General features: G+C 47.8%; 18 protein-coding genes and 1 pseudogene. 11 read left to right on the top strand and 8 right to left on the bottom strand.

Translation table 11 applies throughout. The features are described 5' to 3' along the window. The first annotated feature begins 21 nt into the window (after nucleotides 1–21). From atpE to AK965_RS15610, 9 genes and pseudogenes are all read left to right on the top strand, one after another. Nucleotides 22–279: a F0F1 ATP synthase subunit C gene (atpE, locus tag AK965_RS15650; RefSeq protein ID WP_005372317.1), complete on the top strand. Its 258-nt coding sequence runs from the start codon at nucleotides 22–24 to the stop codon at nucleotides 277–279. Nucleotides 280–335: 56 nt separating this feature from the next. Then, complete coding sequence (gene atpF / locus AK965_RS15645; RefSeq protein WP_099080485.1) at nucleotides 336–806, top strand: F0F1 ATP synthase subunit B; 471 nt, start codon at nucleotides 336–338, stop codon at nucleotides 804–806. A 14-nt stretch (nucleotides 807–820) separates the two neighbouring features. Next, nucleotides 821–1,354: a F0F1 ATP synthase subunit delta gene (atpH, locus tag AK965_RS15640; protein WP_099080484.1), complete on the top strand. Its 534-nt coding sequence runs from the start codon at nucleotides 821–823 to the stop codon at nucleotides 1,352–1,354. 13 nt (nucleotides 1,355–1,367) lie between these two features. Further along, nucleotides 1,368–2,909, top strand: coding sequence for a F0F1 ATP synthase subunit alpha (atpA, locus tag AK965_RS15635; protein ID WP_099080483.1), 1,542 nt, complete (start codon nucleotides 1,368–1,370; stop codon nucleotides 2,907–2,909). Nucleotides 2,910–2,953: 44 nt separating this feature from the next. Continuing rightward, nucleotides 2,954–3,820 carry a F0F1 ATP synthase subunit gamma gene (gene atpG / locus AK965_RS15630; protein ID WP_099080482.1) on the top strand — a complete coding sequence of 289 codons (867 nt, stop codon included), beginning with the start codon at nucleotides 2,954–2,956 and terminating at the stop codon, nucleotides 3,818–3,820. Between the two features lie 35 nt (nucleotides 3,821–3,855). After that, nucleotides 3,856–5,259 (top strand): F0F1 ATP synthase subunit beta, encoded by a 1,404-nt coding sequence (gene atpD / locus AK965_RS15625; protein ID WP_099080481.1) that lies wholly within the window; start codon nucleotides 3,856–3,858, stop codon nucleotides 5,257–5,259. Between the two features lie 18 nt (nucleotides 5,260–5,277). Beyond that, complete coding sequence (locus tag AK965_RS15620) at nucleotides 5,278–5,700, top strand: F0F1 ATP synthase subunit epsilon (RefSeq protein ID WP_099080480.1); 423 nt, start codon at nucleotides 5,278–5,280, stop codon at nucleotides 5,698–5,700. A 147-nt stretch (nucleotides 5,701–5,847) separates the two neighbouring features. Continuing rightward, nucleotides 5,848–7,209, top strand: a complete 1,362-nt coding sequence (gene glmU / locus AK965_RS15615) for a bifunctional UDP-N-acetylglucosamine diphosphorylase/glucosamine-1-phosphate N-acetyltransferase GlmU (RefSeq protein ID WP_099080479.1) — start codon at nucleotides 5,848–5,850, stop codon at nucleotides 7,207–7,209. Between the two features lie 111 nt (nucleotides 7,210–7,320). After that, nucleotides 7,321–7,554: pseudogene (locus AK965_RS15610) on the top strand (LysR substrate-binding domain-containing protein); the annotation flags it as partial. Between the two features lie 37 nt (nucleotides 7,555–7,591). On the opposite strand, the gene ilvA reads toward AK965_RS15610, so the two are convergent. The 5 genes from ilvA to ilvG are packed head-to-tail and all read right to left on the bottom strand — an operon-like array spanning nucleotide 7,592 to nucleotide 13,891. Continuing rightward, nucleotides 7,592–9,139, bottom strand: coding sequence for a threonine ammonia-lyase, biosynthetic (ilvA, locus tag AK965_RS15605; RefSeq protein ID WP_099080478.1), 1,548 nt, complete (start codon nucleotides 9,137–9,139; stop codon nucleotides 7,592–7,594). 3 nt (nucleotides 9,140–9,142) lie between these two features. Further along, on the bottom strand, nucleotides 9,143–10,984 hold the full coding sequence (ilvD, locus tag AK965_RS15600; RefSeq protein ID WP_099080477.1) for a dihydroxy-acid dehydratase: 1,842 nt from the start codon (nucleotides 10,982–10,984) through the stop codon (nucleotides 9,143–9,145). A gap of 13 nt (nucleotides 10,985–10,997) precedes the next feature. Then, complete coding sequence (gene ilvE / locus AK965_RS15595; RefSeq protein WP_099080476.1) at nucleotides 10,998–11,936, bottom strand: branched-chain-amino-acid transaminase; 939 nt, start codon at nucleotides 11,934–11,936, stop codon at nucleotides 10,998–11,000. Nucleotides 11,937–11,948: 12 nt separating this feature from the next. Continuing rightward, nucleotides 11,949–12,233: an acetolactate synthase 2 small subunit gene (gene ilvM / locus AK965_RS15590; RefSeq protein ID WP_099080475.1), complete on the bottom strand. Its 285-nt coding sequence runs from the start codon at nucleotides 12,231–12,233 to the stop codon at nucleotides 11,949–11,951. Between the two features lie 11 nt (nucleotides 12,234–12,244). Then, a complete protein-coding gene (ilvG, locus tag AK965_RS15585) occupies nucleotides 12,245–13,891 on the bottom strand; it encodes an acetolactate synthase 2 catalytic subunit (RefSeq protein ID WP_099080474.1) in 1,647 nt (548 codons plus the stop codon). A gap of 462 nt (nucleotides 13,892–14,353) precedes the next feature. Between ilvG and AK965_RS15580 the strand changes: the two genes are divergently transcribed. Continuing rightward, entirely contained in the window at nucleotides 14,354–15,877 is a 1,524-nt protein-coding gene (locus AK965_RS15580; protein WP_099080473.1) for a YifB family Mg chelatase-like AAA ATPase, read from the top strand. A gap of 50 nt (nucleotides 15,878–15,927) precedes the next feature. On the opposite strand, the gene AK965_RS15575 is transcribed toward AK965_RS15580, so the two are convergent. Next, nucleotides 15,928–16,884 carry a DUF2860 domain-containing protein gene (locus tag AK965_RS15575; RefSeq protein WP_099080472.1) on the bottom strand — a complete coding sequence of 319 codons (957 nt, stop codon included), beginning with the start codon at nucleotides 16,882–16,884 and terminating at the stop codon, nucleotides 15,928–15,930. Between the two features lie 167 nt (nucleotides 16,885–17,051). Here AK965_RS15575 and AK965_RS15570 point away from each other — a divergent pair, with 167 nt between their 5' ends. Continuing rightward, nucleotides 17,052–17,930: an acyltransferase gene (locus AK965_RS15570; protein WP_099080520.1), complete on the top strand. Its 879-nt coding sequence runs from the start codon at nucleotides 17,052–17,054 to the stop codon at nucleotides 17,928–17,930. A gap of 41 nt (nucleotides 17,931–17,971) precedes the next feature. Here AK965_RS15570 and AK965_RS15565 read toward each other — a convergent pair whose 3' ends face one another. Continuing rightward, nucleotides 17,972–18,574 carry a thiol:disulfide interchange protein DsbA/DsbL gene (locus tag AK965_RS15565; RefSeq protein ID WP_099080471.1) on the bottom strand — a complete coding sequence of 201 codons (603 nt, stop codon included), beginning with the start codon at nucleotides 18,572–18,574 and terminating at the stop codon, nucleotides 17,972–17,974. A gap of 35 nt (nucleotides 18,575–18,609) precedes the next feature. Next, the gene (locus AK965_RS15560; RefSeq protein WP_099080519.1) at nucleotides 18,610–19,596 is read right to left on the bottom strand and encodes a serine/threonine protein kinase; all 987 of its coding nucleotides are present in this window, start codon (nucleotides 19,594–19,596) and stop codon (nucleotides 18,610–18,612) included. Nucleotides 19,597–19,598: the final 2 nt, after the last annotated feature.

The raw sequence follows: 19,598 nt of genomic DNA, 5'->3' as shown, positions 1-19,598 counted from the left end.
AACTATAAATTGGAGATAGTAATGGAAACTTTACTGAGCTTTTCTGCAATCGCCGTAGGTATTATCGTCGGTCTTGCTTCTCTTGGTACAGCGATTGGTTTCGCACTGCTAGGTGGTAAATTCCTAGAAGGTGCAGCACGTCAACCAGAAATGGCTCCTATGCTACAAGTTAAGATGTTCATCATCGCGGGTCTACTTGATGCGGTTCCAATGATCGGTATCGTAATCGCGCTACTATTCACTTTCGCAAACCCATTTGTGGGTCAACTAGCAGGCTAATTAACAACTCTGTTAATTGTATTTTTGTAGTTGATTCTTAAAAGGGAGTAGCTGTTGTGAATATAAACGCAACTCTGCTAGGTCAAGCAATCTCGTTCGCACTGTTTGTGTGGTTCTGCATGAAGTATGTATGGCCGCCTATCATGCAAGCGATTGAAGAACGTCAGAAGAAAATTGCTGATGGTCTTCAAGCAGCTGAACGTGCTGCGAAAGACTTGGATCTGGCACAAGCCAACGCTTCTGATCAGATGAAAGAAGCGAAGCGCACAGCAACTGAGGTCATCGAACAAGCGAATAAACGCAAAGCTCAAATTATTGATGAAGCACGCGAGGAAGCTCAGGCAGAACGCCAGAAAATCCTAGCGCAAGCAGCAGCAGAACTTGAAGCTGAACGTAATCGTGCACGCGATGATCTGCGCAAACAAGTTGCTACTCTGGCTGTAGCTGGTGCTGAGAAAATCCTAGAGCGTGCGATCGATAAAGACGCTCAGAAAGATATTCTCGACAACATTACTGCAAAACTTTAAGTCTGGGGGCGCATATGTCTGATTTGACTACAATCGCACGCCCCTATGCTAAAGCAGCCTTCGACTTTGCAGTGGGCAAAGATCAGTTAGACCAATGGGGTCAAATGCTGTCTTTTGCTGCAGAAGTAGCTAAGAACGAACAAATGAAAGAGCTGTTAACTGGCTCTATCTCTGCCGAGAAAATGGCAGAAATCTTTGTTGCCGTTTGCGGTGAACAAGTTGATGCGCACGGTCAAAACCTGATTAAGGTGATGGCTGAGAATGGTCGTTTAGCGGCCCTTCCTGATGTCTGTGAACAGTTCCTTGCTCTGAAACAAGAGCATGAGAAAGAAATCGATGTTGAAGTCATTTCAGCAAGCGAGCTTTCTGATGAACAACAAGCAAACATCAGCAGCAAACTTGAACTGCGTCTTGAACGCAAAGTGAAGCTGAATTGCAGTGTAGATGAGACCCTACTTGGTGGGGTTATTATTCGAGCCGGAGACCTAGTCATCGATAACTCAGCACGTGGTCGTTTGAACCGCCTGAGCGATGCATTGCAGTCTTAATGGGGATTGGAGCATGCAACTTAATTCCACGGAAATTAGCGATCTGATCAAACAACGTATCGAATCTTTCGACGTTGTTAGTGAAGCTCGTAACGAGGGTACTATCGTATCGGTAAGCGATGGTATCATCCGCATCCACGGCCTAGCGGACGTGATGCAAGGTGAAATGATTGAATTACCGGGTGGCCGTTATGCACTAGCACTTAACCTTGAGCGTGACTCGGTTGGTGCGGTAGTAATGGGCCCATATGCTGACCTTAAGGAAGGCATGAAAGTTACAGGTACTGGCCGCATTCTTGAAGTGCCAGTTGGTCCAGAACTACTAGGCCGCGTAGTAAACACGCTGGGTGAGCCTATCGATGGTAAAGGTCCAATCGAAGCGAAACTGACTTCACCTGTAGAAGTGATCGCACCAGGCGTAATCGACCGTAAATCGGTAGATCAACCTGTGCAAACTGGTTATAAGTCTGTTGACTCAATGATCCCAATCGGTCGTGGTCAGCGTGAACTTATCATCGGTGACCGCCAGATTGGTAAAACAGCAATGGCGATCGATGCGATCATCAACCAGAAAAACTCTGGTATTTTCTCAATCTACGTAGCAATCGGTCAGAAAGCATCGACTATCGCTAACGTAGTTCGCAAACTAGAAGAGCACGGCGCGCTAGCAAACACTATCGTTGTTGTTGCATCTGCTTCTGAATCTGCAGCGCTACAATACCTAGCGCCATACGCAGGTTGTGCGATGGGTGAATACTTCCGCGATCGCGGTGAAGACGCACTGATTGTTTACGATGACCTATCTAAGCAAGCGGTAGCTTACCGTCAGATCTCTCTACTACTAAAACGTCCACCAGGCCGTGAGGCATTCCCGGGTGACGTATTCTACTTACACTCGCGTCTACTAGAGCGTGCAGCTCGTGTAAACGAAGAGTACGTAGAGCGTTTCACTAATGGTGAAGTGAAAGGTAAGACCGGTTCTCTAACTGCGCTTCCTATCATCGAAACTCAAGCAGGTGACGTTTCAGCATTCGTACCGACTAACGTAATCTCGATTACCGATGGTCAGATCTTCCTACAAACTGAGCTATTCAACGCGGGTGTCCGCCCAGCCGTTGACCCTGGTATCTCAGTATCTCGTGTAGGTGGTTCAGCTCAGACGAAAATCATCAAGAAGCTATCTGGCGGTATCCGTACTGCTCTAGCTCAGTACCGTGAACTAGCAGCATTTGCACAGTTCGCATCTGACCTTGATGAAGCAACGAAGAAACAGCTAAACCATGGTCAAAAAGTAACAGAACTGATGAAGCAGAAGCAGTACGCTCCTATGTCTGTATTTGACCAAGCGCTAGTTATCTTCGCGGCAGAGCGCGGCTATTTAGCAGATGTTGAATTGAACAAACTGCTAGATTTTGAAGCGGCTCTACTATCGTTCGCTCGCGGTCAATACGCTGAATTGGCAGCTGAGATCGACAAGACGGGTGCATACAACGATGAAATCGAAGCTCAGTTGAAGAAGCTGACCGACGATTTTGTAGCAACCCAAACTTGGTAATTAGGTCGGTGGCAGGTTCTGCCACCAACTAACGGAGAGTAACGATGGCCGGCGCAAAAGAGATACGTAATAAAATCGGTAGTGTTAAAAGCACGCAGAAAATTACGAAAGCGATGGAAATGGTAGCAGCTTCAAAAATGCGTCGTTCTCAAGACGCAATGCAAGCTTCTCGTCCATACGCTGAAACAATGCGTAAAGTGATCGGTCATGTGGCGAACGCAAATCTAGAGTACCGTCATCCGTACCTAGAAGAGCGTGAAGCTAAACGTGTTGGTTACATCATCGTTTCAACAGACCGCGGTCTGTGTGGTGGTTTGAACATTAACGTGTTCAAAAAAGCCGTAACAGACATGCAAGCATGGAAAGAGAAAGGTGCTGAAGTTGAGTTAGCAGTGATTGGCTCTAAAGCAACTGGCTTCTTCCGACATGGTGGCGCAAAAATTGCGGCACAGGTCTCTGGTCTTGGCGACAACCCAAGCTTAGAAGACCTCATTGGTTCTGTTGGCGTAATGCTTAAGAAATACGATGAAGGTGAACTGGACCGTCTATACGTGGTATTCAACAAATTTGTAAATACCATGGTTCAGCAACCAACGATCGATCAATTGCTACCTTTGCCTAAATCGGACAGCGAAGAGATGCAGCGTGAGCACTCATGGGACTACATCTATGAGCCTGAGCCAAAACCTCTACTGGATACGCTACTAGTGCGTTACGTAGAGTCTCAGGTATACCAAGGTGTGGTAGAGAATCTTGCTTGTGAGCAAGCGGCTCGAATGATTGCGATGAAGGCTGCAACGGATAACGCAACCAACTTGATTGAAGATCTAGAACTTGTGTACAACAAAGCCCGTCAGGCTGCGATCACACAAGAATTATCGGAAATCGTTGGTGGTGCATCTGCGGTTTAAGCTTAGGTAAAACGAAACAGTTTAGAGGATTAACGATGGCTACAGGTAAGATCGTACAGATCATCGGTGCGGTAGTCGACGTAGAGTTCCCACAGAGCGATGTACCAAGTGTATATGACGCTCTAAACGTAACGGACTCAAAAGAGCGTCTTGTTCTTGAAGTTCAACAACAGCTAGGCGGTGGCGTAGTTCGTTGTATCGTAATGGGTAGCTCTGATGGTTTACGTCGTGGAGTTGAAGTGGTTAACACTGGCGCTCCAATTTCAGTACCAGTAGGTACTAAAACTTTAGGTCGTATCATGAACGTCCTAGGTGACGCGATTGATGAGTGTGGTGAGATCGGTGCAGAAGAGACTTACTCTATTCACCGTGAAGCGCCAAGCTACGAAGAGCAATCAAACGAAACAGCACTTCTAGAAACCGGTGTTAAAGTAATCGACTTGGTTTGTCCATTCGCTAAGGGTGGTAAAATCGGTCTATTCGGTGGTGCAGGTGTAGGTAAGACCGTTAACATGATGGAACTTATCAACAACATCGCACTTCAACACTCTGGTCTATCAGTATTTGCTGGTGTTGGTGAGCGTACTCGTGAGGGTAACGACTTCTACTTTGAAATGCAGGAAGCGGGCGTTGTAAACGTTGAGAAGCCTGAAGAATCAAAAGTAGCGATGGTTTACGGTCAGATGAACGAGCCACCAGGCAACCGTCTACGTGTTGCACTGACGGGTCTAACAATGGCAGAGAAGTTCCGTGACGAAGGTCGTGACGTACTTCTGTTCGTTGATAACATCTACCGTTACACGCTTGCAGGTACTGAGGTATCAGCACTGCTAGGTCGTATGCCTTCTGCGGTAGGTTACCAGCCAACGCTAGCAGAAGAGATGGGTGTACTTCAGGAGCGTATCACGTCAACTAAGCAAGGTTCTATCACGTCTGTACAGGCGGTATACGTACCTGCGGATGACTTGACTGACCCGTCTCCAGCAACCACGTTCGCGCACTTGGATGCAACGGTTGTACTTAACCGTAACATCGCAGCGATGGGTCTATACCCAGCGATCGACCCACTAGATTCTACATCTCGTATGCTAGATCCATTGGTTGTAGGTCAAGAGCACTACGACGTGGCTCGCGGTGTTCAGCAGACGCTTCAGCGCTACAAAGAGCTGAAAGACATCATCGCGATCCTAGGTATGGACGAGCTTTCTGAAGAAGATAAGCAAGTCGTATCTCGTGCACGTAAGATTGAGCGTTTCCTAACTCAGCCTTACCACGTAGCGGAAGTATTTACTGGTGACCCAGGCATTTACGTACCTCTTAAAGAGACTCTACGTGGCTTTAAAGGTCTACTAGCTGGTGAATACGATGACATTCCAGAGCAAGCGTTCATGTACTGCGGTACGATTGACGATGCTATCGAGAATGCGAAGAAGCTATAAGGCTAACTAGGAGGCGATATGGCACCAATAACCTTTCACCTAGACGTGGTAAGCGCAGAGAAACAAATTTTCTCTGGTCGCGTTGAAACGTTCCAGGTGACCGGTAGCGAGGGTGAGCTGGGTATTTTCCATGGCCACACTCCGCTGTTGTCCGCTATTAAGCCTGGTATGGTGCGTATTGTGAAACAGCACGGCCACGAAGAGTTCATTTATGTCTCTGGTGGTATGGTCGAAGTTCAGCCTGGTACTGCGACAGTACTGGCTGATACAGCGATTCGTGGTGAAGATCTAGACGCAGCTAAGGCTGAAGAAGCCAAGCGCCGCGCTGAGGAGCAAATCCAGAATCAGCATGGTGACATGGACTTCGCACAAGTGGCCAGCGAACTGGCTAAAGCCATTGCTCAGCTACGAGTTATCGAGCTGACAAAACAGCGTCGTTAATCAACAGCGTTGTTTCAATAGTGATAAAGGCGGTCATATGACCGCCTTTTTGCTTTTTTTTTGACGGAAATTTTTCCTCTGCAATTAACTAATTGACGATTAGTGTCTAAAATAGCCCCAGTTTTTATACAACGTATAGGTTACTTAATGAAATTTAGTGCGGTTATCCTCGCAGCGGGCAAAGGGACTCGCATGTATTCCAATAAACCGAAGGTGTTGCACACTTTAGCTGGCAAGCCAATGGTGAAACACGTAATTGATACCTGCAATGGATTAGGCGCGCAGAATATTCATTTGGTCTACGGTCACGGTGGGAATCAGATGCAGGAAACACTGGCAGAAGAGTCGGTAAACTGGGTACTGCAAGCTGAGCAACTGGGTACGGGTCATGCCGTTGATCAAGCATCACCTCAATTTGAAGATGATGAAAAGATCTTAGTACTTTACGGTGATGTGCCATTGATCTCCGAAGAGACACTGGAGGGGCTACTGGATGCACAGCCAACGGGTGGCATTGCCTTATTGACGGTGGTATTAGACAACCCGATGGGCTATGGCCGCATCGTGCGTAAAAATGGGCCTGTGATTGCAATCGTCGAGCAAAAAGACGCGACAGATGAGCAGAAATTAATTAAAGAGATCAACACGGGCGTGATGGTTGCGACCGGTGGCGATCTGAAGCGTTGGTTGTCAGGCTTAAACAACCAAAACGCACAGGGCGAATATTACTTAACGGACGTCATTGCCGCTGCGCATGATGAAGGCCGTGCTGTCGAGGCGGTACATCCAGTCAATCCAATTGAAGTGGAAGGTGTGAACGACCGTGCACAATTGGCTCGTCTAGAGCGTGCATTCCAGTCAATGCAAGCGCAAAAACTGTTAGAGCAAGGCGTGATGCTGCGTGATCCAGCTCGCTTTGATTTGCGTGGTGAACTGCAATGCGGTATGGATTGTGAAATTGATGTCAATGTTATTATTGAAGGCAAAGTAACCTTAGGTGATAACGTCGTCATCGGTACTGGTTGTGTATTGAAAGATTGCGAAATCGATGACAATACCATCGTTCGCCCTTACAGTGTGATTGAAGGGGCGACCGTCGGTGAAGAGTGTACCGTTGGTCCATTTACGCGCCTTCGTCCAGGGGCTGAGATGCGCAATGACTCTCACGTGGGTAACTTTGTTGAAGTGAAAAATGCACGTATCGGCGAAGGTTCTAAAGCCAATCACCTCACTTATCTCGGGGATGCAGAGATCGGTCAACGTACTAACATTGGTGCGGGTACCATCACTTGTAACTACGATGGTGCAAACAAGTTTAAAACCATCATTGGTAACGATGTGTTTGTCGGCTCTGATAGCCAGTTAGTGGCTCCTGTTACTATCTCTGATGGCGCAACCATTGGTGCTGGCACCACGTTGACCAAAGACGTGGGAGAAGGTGAGCTTGTGATCACTCGCGTGAAAGAGCGCAAAATTACGGGTTGGCAGCGACCAGTAAAACAGAAGTAAGTTTTTAACAATATAAACCAAAGCCGCTCATCATGAGCGGCTTTGTTGTCTATATAAGGTGCCATCACTGCAGCGCTTGCTGCACTTTGCTTCGCACTCGCTAATGCACGGTTTACTACGATTGGATGTTTAAAAAATGGGGTCGGGGTCGGTTATATGCCACGTCTTATTGCTATGCCTCTTATCCATGAGGGTGTGCTGGTGGAAAAGGTGCTGCAGGATGACAAGCCACTAAGCCAGTGTTGTTTGGTATGGCGTAAAGATGACAACCATAAGTTGATCCAATGGATGGTGGATTACTTAGGTGCTCCAAACCAGTTACATCAAGATTGGTTACAGTACTAATAAAAAGCCACTTTCAAGGAAAGTGGCTTTGTTGGTTCTAGGACAAGAAGAACTTGTAAGACGGGTTGTCTGTTTCGTCTTTACATTGATAGCCAAGTTCGCGTAAATGCGCAGAAAACTGAGTTAAATCGCTTTCATCTAACTCGAAACCACATAAAACGCGTCCGTAGTCCGCACCGTGGTTGCGGTAGTTGAACAAGCTGATATTCCAATGGGTTCCGAGTGTACTTAAGAACTTAAGCAGTGCTCCTGGGTACTCCGGGAACTCAAAGCTGTAGAGGCGTTCTTTGAGTGGCTTAGATGGCTTACCACCAATCATGTAGCGTACGTGCAGCTTCGCCATTTCATCTTCAGACAGGTCAACCACAGGGTAGCCACCATCACGTAAATCATGAATGATGTTTTCTAGCTCTTCCTGACCGCCTTGCAAACGCACACCGACAAAGATATTTGCTAATGCGTCATCGTTGTAGCGATAGTTAAACTCCGTCACCGCGCGGCCGCCAATGAGATTACAGAACTCAAAGAATGCGCCTTGACGCTCAGGGATGGTGACCGCAAGCAGACCTTCACGTTTCTCACCAAGTTCACAACGCTCAGAAACATAACGCAGACCATGGAAGTTGGTGTTGGCACCAGACAGCACAGTGCCTAGATTCTTGCCTTCCAGTTTGTTCTGTTCTGCAAACTTCTTCAAACCCGCCAGAGCAAGTGCTCCCGAAGGCTCTGCAATCGCACGGGTGTCTTCAAAGATGTCTTTGACTGCCGCGCAGATTTCATCACTGGAGACCGCAATATGGCCATCAATGTACTTTTGGCATAAACGGAATGTCTCTTCACCAATACGCTTTACTGCCACACCATCGGCAAACATGCTGACTTGGTCAAGCACGACAGGCTCTCCGGCATCCAGTGCCGCTTTTAGGCATGATGAGTCTTCCGGTTCTACGGCAATCACTTTGATTTCCGGCATTAGTTGTTTCACCAGTACTGCAACACCAGCGGCTAAACCACCGCCACCGACAGGAACGAAGATGTAATCAAGGTGACCATTTTGCTGCAGCATTTCCATGCCGATGGTGCCTTGACCTGCAATCACTAGTGGATGGTCGAATGGCGGAACAAAGGTGTAACCATGTAGCCCTGAAAGGCGTTCGGCTTCGGCTTTTGCTTCATCAAAGTTGCTGCCGTGCAGCACCACATTGCCACCAAAACTGCGCACCGCATCGACTTTAATGTCAGGTGTTGTCTTTGGCATCACAATGGTGGTTTTGATGCCAAGCTTAGTGCCTGAAAGTGCCATGCCCTGTGCGTGGTTGCCAGCGGATGCAGCAATCACGCCCGCGGTTTTTTGCGCTTCAGATAAACTTGCCACCATGTTGTATGCGCCGCGCAACTTGAATGAGTGCACGGGCTGACGATCTTCTCGTTTGATTTGCACATGGTTGCCGATACGCTCAGTAAGGCGAGGCATATCTTGTAGTGGTGTCACCGTCGCGACTTCATACACAGGCGCACGGAGGATTTGGCGCAGATAGTCTGCGCCAGTTTGAGGCTCTTGCCCTGAAAATAGAGAGTCGGTCATAAGCTAGCCCTCTAGCTTAGATTTGTCTCGTACTGCACCTTTGTCAGCACTGGTCGCCATACTTGCGTACGCTTTGAGTGCAAATGAAACTTCACGTTGACGGTCAACTGGCTTCCAGCCTAATTCGTCTTGTTTTGCACGGCGCTCAGCAAGTTCTTGTTCCGACACTTCGAGTGAAATCGAACGGTTTGGGATATCAATTGCGATCATGTCGCCTTGTTTAACCAAGCCAATAGCTCCGCCGTTGGCAGCCTCAGGAGAGGCGTGGCCGATAGACAGACCAGATGTACCACCAGAGAAACGACCGTCAGTCAGAAGCGCACACTCTTTACCAAGTCCCATCGATTTTAGGTAAGTGGTTGGGTAAAGCATCTCTTGCATGCCCGGACCACCTTTAGGGCCTTCGTAACGGATAACAACCACGTCGCCAGCTTTGACTTTACCGCCCAAGATGCCTTCTACCGCATCTTCTTGGCTTTCAAATACCACTGCAGGGCCAGTGAATTTAAGAATGCTCTCATCAACGCCTGCGGTTTTAACGATACAGCCGTCTAATGCGATGTTGCCTGATAGAACCGCTAGACCGCCTTCTTGGCTAAAGGCATGATCGATGGCACGAATACAACCTTCTACACGATCGTCGTCAAGGCGATCCCAGCGACAATCTTGTGAGAAAGCTTGAGTGGTACGAATGCCAGCAGGACCTGCTCGGAAGAACTTTAGTACGTCTTCATCTTCCGTTTGGATGATGTCGTATTTCGCTAACTGCTCCTTCATTGAAAGACCAAGTACAGTGCGAGCTTGATTGTGTAGTAGACCTGCACGGTCTAGTTCACCAAGGATAGCCATGACACCACCAGCGCGGTGTACGTCTTCCATGTGATATTTTTGCGTGGATGGTGCTACTTTACATAGGTGTGGTACTTGGCGAGACAGACGATCGATATCTTCCATATCGAAATCCACTTCACCTTCTTGTGCGGCTGCCAATAGGTGCAAAATGGTGTTAGTTGAGCCACCCATCGCGATATCCAGTGCCATTGCGTTTTCAAAGGCATCAAAGGTTGCGATGTTGCGTGGCAATGCCGATTCGTCATCTTGCTCGTAGTAACGACGAGTCAGTTCAACAATGCGACGACCTGCATTAAGGAATAGCTGCTCACGGTCAGCGTGAGTTGCTAGCATTGAACCATTACCTGGTTGAGATAGACCCAGCGCTTCAGTTAGGCAGTTCATTGAGTTTGCCGTGAACATTCCTGAACACGATCCACAGGTTGGACATGCGCTGCGTTCGATCTGCTCGCTTTGTTCATCAGACACTTTTGGATCCGCGCCTTGGATCATTGCATCAACAAGGTCTAGCTTGATGATCTGATCAGAAAGCTTGGTTTTACCCGCTTCCATTGGACCACCAGACACGAAGATGACAGGGATGTTGAGGCGCATGGATGCCATTAACATTCCCGGAGTGATTTTGTCACAGTTAGAGATACACACCATTGCATCGGCACAATGCGCGTTAACCATGTACTCCACAGAGTCTGCGATCAGTTCGCGAGATGGCAGCGAGTAGAGCATGCCGCCGTGACCCATAGCGATACCATCATCTACCGCGATGGTGTTGAATTCTTTGGCGATACCGCCTGCTTTTTCGATTTCACGGGCAACAAGTTGACCCATGTCTTTGAGATGTACGTGACCCGGAACAAATTGAGTAAACGAGTTTACGACGGCAATGATTGGCTTACCGAAGTCTTCATCTTTTACGCCTGTTGCACGCCATAATGCACGCGCCCCCGCCATGTTGCGACCATGTGTGGTGGTAGCTGATCTATATTTTGGCATTTCCTAATCCTTCTTACTTTTGCTCTGGGTACACATAGTCTAACCAACCCCACTTATCTTCGGTGGTGCCGTTAAATAGGCCAAAGTAGGCCGTTTGCAGTTCTTTAGTAATTGGGCCGCGTTTGCCAGTGCCCACTTCAATTTTGTCGATGGTTGCCACTGGCACAACTTCGGCCGCGGTACCTGTCATAAATACTTCATCGGCAAGGTAAAGTGCTTCACGAGCAATATTCGCTTCACGTACTTCATAACCTTTATCGCGTGCAATGGTCATGATCGAGTCACGAGTGATGCCCGGGAGAATCGCGCTGGTTGCTGGTGGTGTGGTGATCACGCCATCTTTGATGACAAAGATATTTTCACCGGCACCTTCCGATAGATAACCATCAACGCTTAGAGCAATGCCTTCATCGTAACCGTGGCGACGCGCTTCACCACCAACCAACAGTGAGGAAAGGTAGTTGCCGCCTGCTTTTGCTGCGGTAGGGATGGTATTTGGTGCGGCGCGGTTCCAGCTAGAAATCATTGCATCAACGCCTGCTTCTAACGCTTCTTCGCCTAGGTATGAACCCCAAGGGAACGCTGCAATGATTAGGTCCATCTCTGTACCAACAGGTGGGCACACACCCAAACCGACATTACCGACAAAACCCAATGGGCGAATGTAAGCGCTATCGAGTTTGTTCTGGCGTAGTGTTTCGCGTGTTGCTTCCATGATTTCTTCTACGGAGTATGGGATCGGGAAGCGGTAGATCTTGGCAGAGTCTTTTAAACGTTGTGCGTGTTCACGGTGACGGAAGACAATTGGCCCTTTTGGCGTGTTGTAGCAGCGTACGCCTTCAAAAACAGAGGTGCCGTAATGCATCGCATGAGTAAGAACGTGAACGTTCGCCTCTGCCCACGGAACCATCTCACCATTAAACCAAATAAAATCTGCAGTGTTCATTGCCATTTATTGCCTTCCTTATGCACTCACGTGTTGTTGTAAGTTGTGATTTGGGAGTTCATCGTTGCAGATCTTAAGTACTTCAACAGTACGGATATCCCACAACTTCTCAATTTGATTGACCAAAAAAGAGATCGGTCGATCGCTGTCGACGATGATCTCTACGCTGGCGACTCTGCTTGCGTGGTTTTGCGTTGCAGCCACTTGTTTGATCACAAAGCCTCGGTGACGAATCACACGAAGAACGCGCTCTAACAGTACCGGTTTGTCATCGGCTTTGATGTCGAGTAAATATCTGTCCATGTGATGGTCTCCTAGGTGTTTTCCAACATATCACTGTTTGATGCGCCAGGTGGTACAAGTGGCCACACGTTCTCTTCTTCATCGATCAAAACGTGAAGCAGGTATGAAGTTTTGCTTTCCAGCATCTCTTTGAGCGCCGGTTCGACTTCTTCTTTCTTGGTGATGGTTTTCCCCGGAATATCGAACGCTTTTGCCAGCATGACGAAGTCTGGGTTGTCATCAAGAATGGTTTCACTGTGGCGACCATCAAAGAACAATGACTGCCACTGACGAACCATGCCAAGACGCTGGTTGTTGAGGAGAACAATCTTCACGGGGATCTGACGACGTTTCAGCGTGCCGAGTTCTTGCACGTTCATCATGAATGAGCCGTCACCAGAAATAAGAATAGACTGATCATCCGCTCGAGCGACAGCTGCGCCCATCGCAGCTGGTAAGCCAAACCCCATGGTGCCAAGACCAGCAGAGGTTATGAAGTTTTGTGGAGCTCGCGGTTGGATATGCTGTGCAGCCCACATCTGATGCTGACCTACGTCGGTTGAGACAATTGAGCTATCCGGCATCATATCTGACAGTTGCTTAAGTAATAACGGTGCGTAGATAAGTTCGCCTGGGTGGTCGTAGCGCCATTTGAATCCGCTACGTAGGCTTTCACTGTGATGCACCCAAGGTGAAATATCTTGGGTTAATTCTAACTGAGGAAGAATGGTATTGATATCGCCGCGCAGTGGTGCATTGGCGTGGCGCAGCTTATGGATTTCTGCCGCATCGATATCGATATGAATCACTTTCGCATGTGGGGCAAAGGTATCAAGCTTACCTGTCACGCGGTCATCAAAACGAGCCCCAACCACAATCAAAAGGTCACATTCTTGAACTACAAGGTTAGCCGCTTTGGTGCCGTGCATACCCAACATACCCAGGTAGTGCGGGTCATGGCGTTCAATTGTCCCTAAGCCTTTTAGCGTGCTTACCGCTGGCATTGGGTTTAAACGCAGGAACTCACGTACTGCTCCTGTTGCTTTCGCTAGCTGAACACCACCGCCGACGTATAATACAGGGCGGGTAGAAGCGGCCAGTACTTGTTGTGCGCGTTTGATGTCTTTATCGCTCACTTGAGGGATAGCTGGTGGAATATATGGAGGCAGGAGCTCGGTTGGCGCCTGTGCAAGCTGAACGTCTTTGGCTATATCGACAATCACAGGGCCCGGGCGACCGGCTTTTGCCACTTCGAACGCTTCGGCGAGTGTTGGGGCAAGGTCTTTAATGTCGGTTACTAGATAGCTGTGTTTGGTACAAGCTAGGGATATTCCGATCACATCTATTTCTTGGAATGCGTCGGTACCGATATGAGAGCTAGCAACCTGACCTGTGATGGCGACGAGAGGAACGGAATCGAGGAAGGCATCGGCAAGGCCAGTAACAAGGTTGGTGGCGCCTGGGCCGGAAGTGGCCATACAAACCGCAACGTCTTGTGTCGCGCGAGCCATCCCGATAGCGGCCATCGCAGCCCCTTGCTCATGACGGCATAAGATGTGCTCGACACCTCCGTCATACAACGCATCGTAGATTGGCATGATGGCTCCCCCCGGATACCCAAACACCGTCTTGATACCTTGCTGCCTTAAAGCGGCTACGACTAGTTCTGCACCGGTCATCGTAAACCTCCTTTGCTACGTTGTGGCTCGTAGCTATCGCCATGCGTTTTGCACTTCATGTGCACTCCCATTCTTCCCGTTAAGCTGTCTGAGGGTTAGACAGATGACAACGTGTAGTTGTAAAAAAACCCCCGGACTTCTCAGTGCGGGGGTTTTTTGTAATTTGTGGTTATCTTTCGCCCACAATACCCCGTGCGGTGCCAATAATGACCACGATAATCAGGGCTAGCAGTGAGTTGATGTGAGCGATTAAGTTCATCTGTCTGTCGTTCTGTTTTCGTTAAAAAGTATTGTGTAATGTTCTACGAAAATGTTTGCGTCACTAGTGGTAACACACAAATCTGCTGCATGACAAGCAAAAACTCATTCTTTTTTCACATTTAGTTCCAATCTGTACGCGCTATATAACCTATCCAGATAGGTAATCTATGATCATATAACGTATACAAAATTGAGGAATTTATGGGGCTGGCAATCATTCATAGTCGGGCAAGTGTGGGTGTGCAAGCGCCGTCAGTTAGCGTGGAAGTTCACATCAGTAATGGGATGCCAGGCTTTACGCTAGTTGGATTACCAGAAACCACAGTAAAAGAATCGAAAGATCGCGTTCGCAGTGCGATCGTCAATTCAAATTTTCAGTTTCCTGCCAAGCGTATTACGGTCAATCTGGCACCAGCGGATTTGCCTAAAGAAGGGGGGCGCTTTGATCTGCCGATTGCATTAGGGATTTTGGCTGCTTCAGAGCAGATCGCGACAGATAAGCTCAAAAGTTATGAGTTTGTCGGTGAATTAGCGCTTTCTGGTGGATTGAGAGCGGTAAAAGGTGTGTTGCCAGCGGCGCTTGCTGCGAATAAGAAACAGCGCTGTTTAGTGGTGCCCCATGCCAATGGCGATCAGGCGGCGTTAGTCGGTAAAGCTCAGCACAAATCAGCCCAATCATTATTGGAAGTCTGTGCTGAGCTTTGTGGCCAGCATCAATTAAATTTGTACCAAACACTTAAGAAAAAAGAGGTCAAGACACACCGTCGTGACTTGCAGGACATTATTGGTCAGCAGCAGGGTAAGCGAGCGCTGGAGATTGCAGCAGCAGGGAATCACAATCTCCTTTTTCTTGGCCCTCCAGGTACCGGCAAGACCATGTTGGCTTCTCGCTTGTGTGACTTATTACCTGAAATGAGCGATGAAGAAGCGATGGAAACGGCCGCTGTTGCATCGCTAACTCAAAGTGAAATCAATGAACACAACTGGAAGACAAGGCCACTTCGCGCGCCGCATCACTCTAGCTCCATGGCGGCATTGGTTGGCGGAGGCTCCATCCCAAGGCCGGGAGAGATCTCGTTAGCTCATAACGGCTTATTGTTCTTAGATGAGATGCCAGAGTTTGACCGAAAAGTGCTTGATTCTTTGCGTGAGCCTTTAGAGTCTGGGGAGATTATTATCTCACGCGCACAAGGTAAAACTCGCTTTCCAGCCCGCTTTCAATTGGTCGGTGCACTCAATCCAAGTCCAACAGGTTATTACGAAGGCAACCAAGCGCGAACCAACCCACAGGCGATATTGCGTTATCTTGGTCGCTTATCCGGGCCCTTGCTCGATCGCTTTGACATGTCGCTAGAAATTCCAGCACTACCCAAAGGCACACTGGCTGAAGGGGGAGATAGGGGAGAGCCGACAGCTGTCGTTAAAGAGCGGGTGAATAAAGCGCGTGGCTGCATGCTCAATCGCAGTGGTAAAGTAAATGCACTGCTGGGGAGTCGTGAGATAGAAGCTTTCTGCCCGCTGCAGAAAAGCGATGCGGAGTTTTTGGAAAATGCACTTCATCGCCTTGGGCTTTCTATTCGGGCTTATCACCGGATCATCAAAGTGGCGCGTACCATTGCTGACCTTGAAGGATCGCCACAAATTGAGCGTCCCCATCTTGCCGAAGCATTAGGTTATCGAGCGATGGATAGATTGCTCAAACAGTTGACCGCGCAAGCCGTGTAGATGAGTAGAAAATCGCAGCGAGAAAACGTCACTTGCTGCGATTAAAGCGATTAGAAAGCGTAGTTCAAACCGACAGTCAGTAGGGACTCTTTTTCATCGTAGAAGGTGATGTTGGAGTCGTTGTGCCCATAACCTGCCAGAGAAATGAGCGACCAATTTTGCCAATCGAACACATTCTTATACTCGTAGGCGGCGAATAAACTGAGTTTGCCGTCATCACGTATTTTATCGAACGTGTCACTTGCTGCTTCGTAGTTTTTCAATGTGTAGCCTGCCGTAACCGCAAAACGATGGCGATTAACGAACTTGAACCAACTGAGTTCGAATCGGTAGGAGTCGAAGGATTCAGCATCGCCATCCGCATCTTGGTAGACGTAGGTAAGTGCGGGTTGCAGTATCGACGTGCGGCTAAGTGGAATGCGGTAGTCACCTTTGATATAGTAGATCTTTGCATCACGCAGCAGGGAAGAATCGGTCACGGTATCTTTCTCTACGTTTTTCTCTGCGTAAGCCAAATCAAGATTAAAGTTGTTGTCTAAGAAGCGGTTGATTTGGAGACGAAACGCATTGCCGCCTTCATCGGTGGTTTTTCTCGATTGCCCAGTTAGGTATGGGTCTTGCCATGTCTCTCCTTTCAAGATGGTCGGTAGATAGGAAAAGTCGAGCACAGTGTCCGAAGCGAGTTGGTATTTATAACCAAGCTGGAAGGCGAGAGTACCGATCGCGATATCGGAGCGCGTAGTACCAGCGTACACTTGGTGATTGAGTTTGTTACCCAAGGTATACGCGGCGCTGCCCAAAGGAGCTACGATAAAAGATTCATCACTTTCGGCACGCTGGTTGAGTGACGTAATTGTGCTATTGCCATCGGTGTTGAAGTTGGACTCTGATGAGACGAAGCCAGTATTCAATGAAATCTCGCCGCTAAAACCGGCGGTTTCTGCAAGTTGAGCTTGTGCTGAACTGACGATAAAGGCCAAAGGCAATAAGGTGATCCTTGGATTCATTCGCTTTCTCCTTGTTTGTCGAATGAAGAGTGTTTTTGAGCATGAGTTCACTTTTTTATTGTGAAAACAAATCTGACCATTGTTACAAATGTTTCAATGTGACCATGGACTTGTATAATTACACGCTGTTTTATTACTCACGCACTTTAAGCTATTGTTTGATGAAGATGTTGGCATACCTAATATTTATTTTTACCGTTTTTTTCGTGATTTTAAACTCTGCTCTTTGCTCTATCGCAATTTGTATCATCGCTATTTTTAAGCGGTTGCTTCCAACTGCGAAGCTTAAAGCCAAAGGCACAGAGGCTGCCAACAAAATGATGTGGGTTTGGGCCACTGTCAATGCTGGCATTCTTGCCTTGTTCAACCGCGTTGAGTGGGATATTCAAGGTGGCGACAATCTAAAGAAGGACGGTTGGTACCTGCTGATCAGTAATCATCTTAGTTGGACTGATATTGTTGTACTGTGTTGTGTATTTAAAGATCGCATTCCAATGCCAAAATTTTTCTTAAAACAGCAATTATTGTATGTGCCTTTTATTGGTATGGCCTGTTGGGCGCTGGATATGCCATTTATGCGTCGCTATTCTCGAGAGTATTTGATCCGCAATCCGCACAAGCGTGGTCAAGATTTGCAAACCACGCGCCGCTCATGTGCCAAGTTCAAACACACGCCAACTACGGTGGTAAATTACGTCGAAGGCACTCGTTTCACCGAGGAAAAGCAACGCAAGAGCCGTGTGGGTTATCAACATTTGTTGCAGCCAAAATCTGGGGGTATTGCTTACACGCTAGCGGCGATGGGCGATCAGTTTGAGAACATCATTGATGTGACCTTGGCGTACCCAGAAAACACCGATAAGCCATTTAAAGACATATTGATGGGACGGATGAACAAGATTGTCGTGCGGGTCAGTGTACTACCCGTGGATGAGCGTGTTCTGGGGGATTACTTCAACGACAAGCTTTACAAGCGTCAGTTCCAGCAGTGGCTTGGTGATGTGTGGCAAGATAAAGACCAGTTGTTGCAAGGCATTCATAAATAACAAAGGGGAACACCAGCTCCCCTTTTGGCGTTTGGTGTGAATTACTTTAGCGTAAGCAAGTAATTCACTAGAGCAAAGTATTCATCGGTTGATTTGATACTTTGCGCTTGAATCAGGTACTTATTGTTAACGACAACCGCTGGAACGCCAGTGATGCCGCTGTTTTCAAATTGCTTATCCATACGGCGAGCCATAGAGTCAACCGCGAAGCCTTTAAATGCCGCGTCGAATTTCTTTGCATCAATACCTTCATCAATGAAGATTTGGCGCAGTTCTACTTCGTCACGAGGAGCTTTACCCATGTTATGAATGCGGTTAAAGAGCACTGGCACCATTTTGTCTTCGACGTTCAGCACAACTATCGTGGCGTATGCTTTATTCATTGAGATCCCCATGTTGCCACCCATGAATGACACGTGGTTCTTTTGTAGTTTTACGTTTTCTGGCAGCTGCTTTTTCAGTTGCTGAATGATCGGCTCAAATCGATTACAGGCAGGGCAGTAGAAAGAGAAGAACTCGGTCACGAGTGGCTTTTTAGATGCCTCCAGATCCAATACCTTGTAATGCTCCCCTTCTTTAAATTGTGCAGCATGTGCCGATAGGCTTAGCATGAGCATAGAAAACAGTGCGAACAGCTTTTTCATCTAAATATCTCCATTTTTTTATTGTTTGGCCTAACTTACCATTGGGGCATTAAAGACAGTGGTGCTTCTTCTAAACTGGCAATCTGCTCTTTAAATCCAAGTACCTGACCTTCCCAGTATTTTGGCTCATTAAACCATGGAAAAGCGAGCGGAAATGCGGGGTCATGCCAGCGTTTTGTTAGCCATGCCATATAGTGGACCATTCGTAGACCGCGTAGTGGCTCAATTAGTTTCAATTCTGTCGCGTTAAAATCGCAAAACTCTTGATATCCCTCGAGGATAATATCGAGCTGCATTAACTTATCTTGGCGTTCACCATTCAGTAACATCCACAAATCTTGCACGGCAGGGCCATTACGTGAGTCATCCAAATCGACAAACATCGGGCCATCGCGCCATAGAATATTACCTGGGTGGCAGTCACCGTGCAGGCGAATAGTGTTAAAGCCTTCTTGCCAGTGACTTTCGATCGCTTTGATAAGTATGTCCAAATCATTGAAGAAGCTGTTTTCTAAATGCATTGGGATCATGTCTGAACTTTGCAGAATCTCACGGGGTTGGTAGAGGTATTCTTGCAAGCTAATTGTCGGACGATGCTGAAATGCTTTTTTGCTGCCCACTTTGTGGATACGTCCAAGAAAACGGCCAACGCCTTCCAGTTGTTCAAGGTTGTCGACTTCAAACTGACGACCACCCACGCTTTCAAATAGAGCAAAGCCATAACCTTGGTAATGATGTAGGGTTTGGCCATTGATGCATATAGGGGGAGCGACGGGGATTTCGTTGTCGATCAGTTCAAGCGTGAAGTTGTGCTCTTCCTGAATCTGCTCGTTGCTCCAACGCTCAGGGCGATAAAACTTCACCACGTAGCGTTGGCGCTCTTCGTCAGTGAATTGGTAAACGCGGTTTTCGTAACTGTTGAGAGGAAGAAAACCAGATTCTGCACGAATACCGATGCTCTCTAGTGCATACCACATAAAGTCGGGCGTTAGGGCATCAAAGTTGAAAGTACCTTGGGACATAT

The organism is Vibrio sp. PID17_43 (assembly GCF_002608565.1).
Taxonomy (GTDB): domain Bacteria; phylum Pseudomonadota; class Gammaproteobacteria; order Enterobacterales; family Vibrionaceae; genus Vibrio.
Note: the sequence above shows the minus strand (reverse complement) of the source record. Positions and strands in the feature narration are given on the sequence as shown.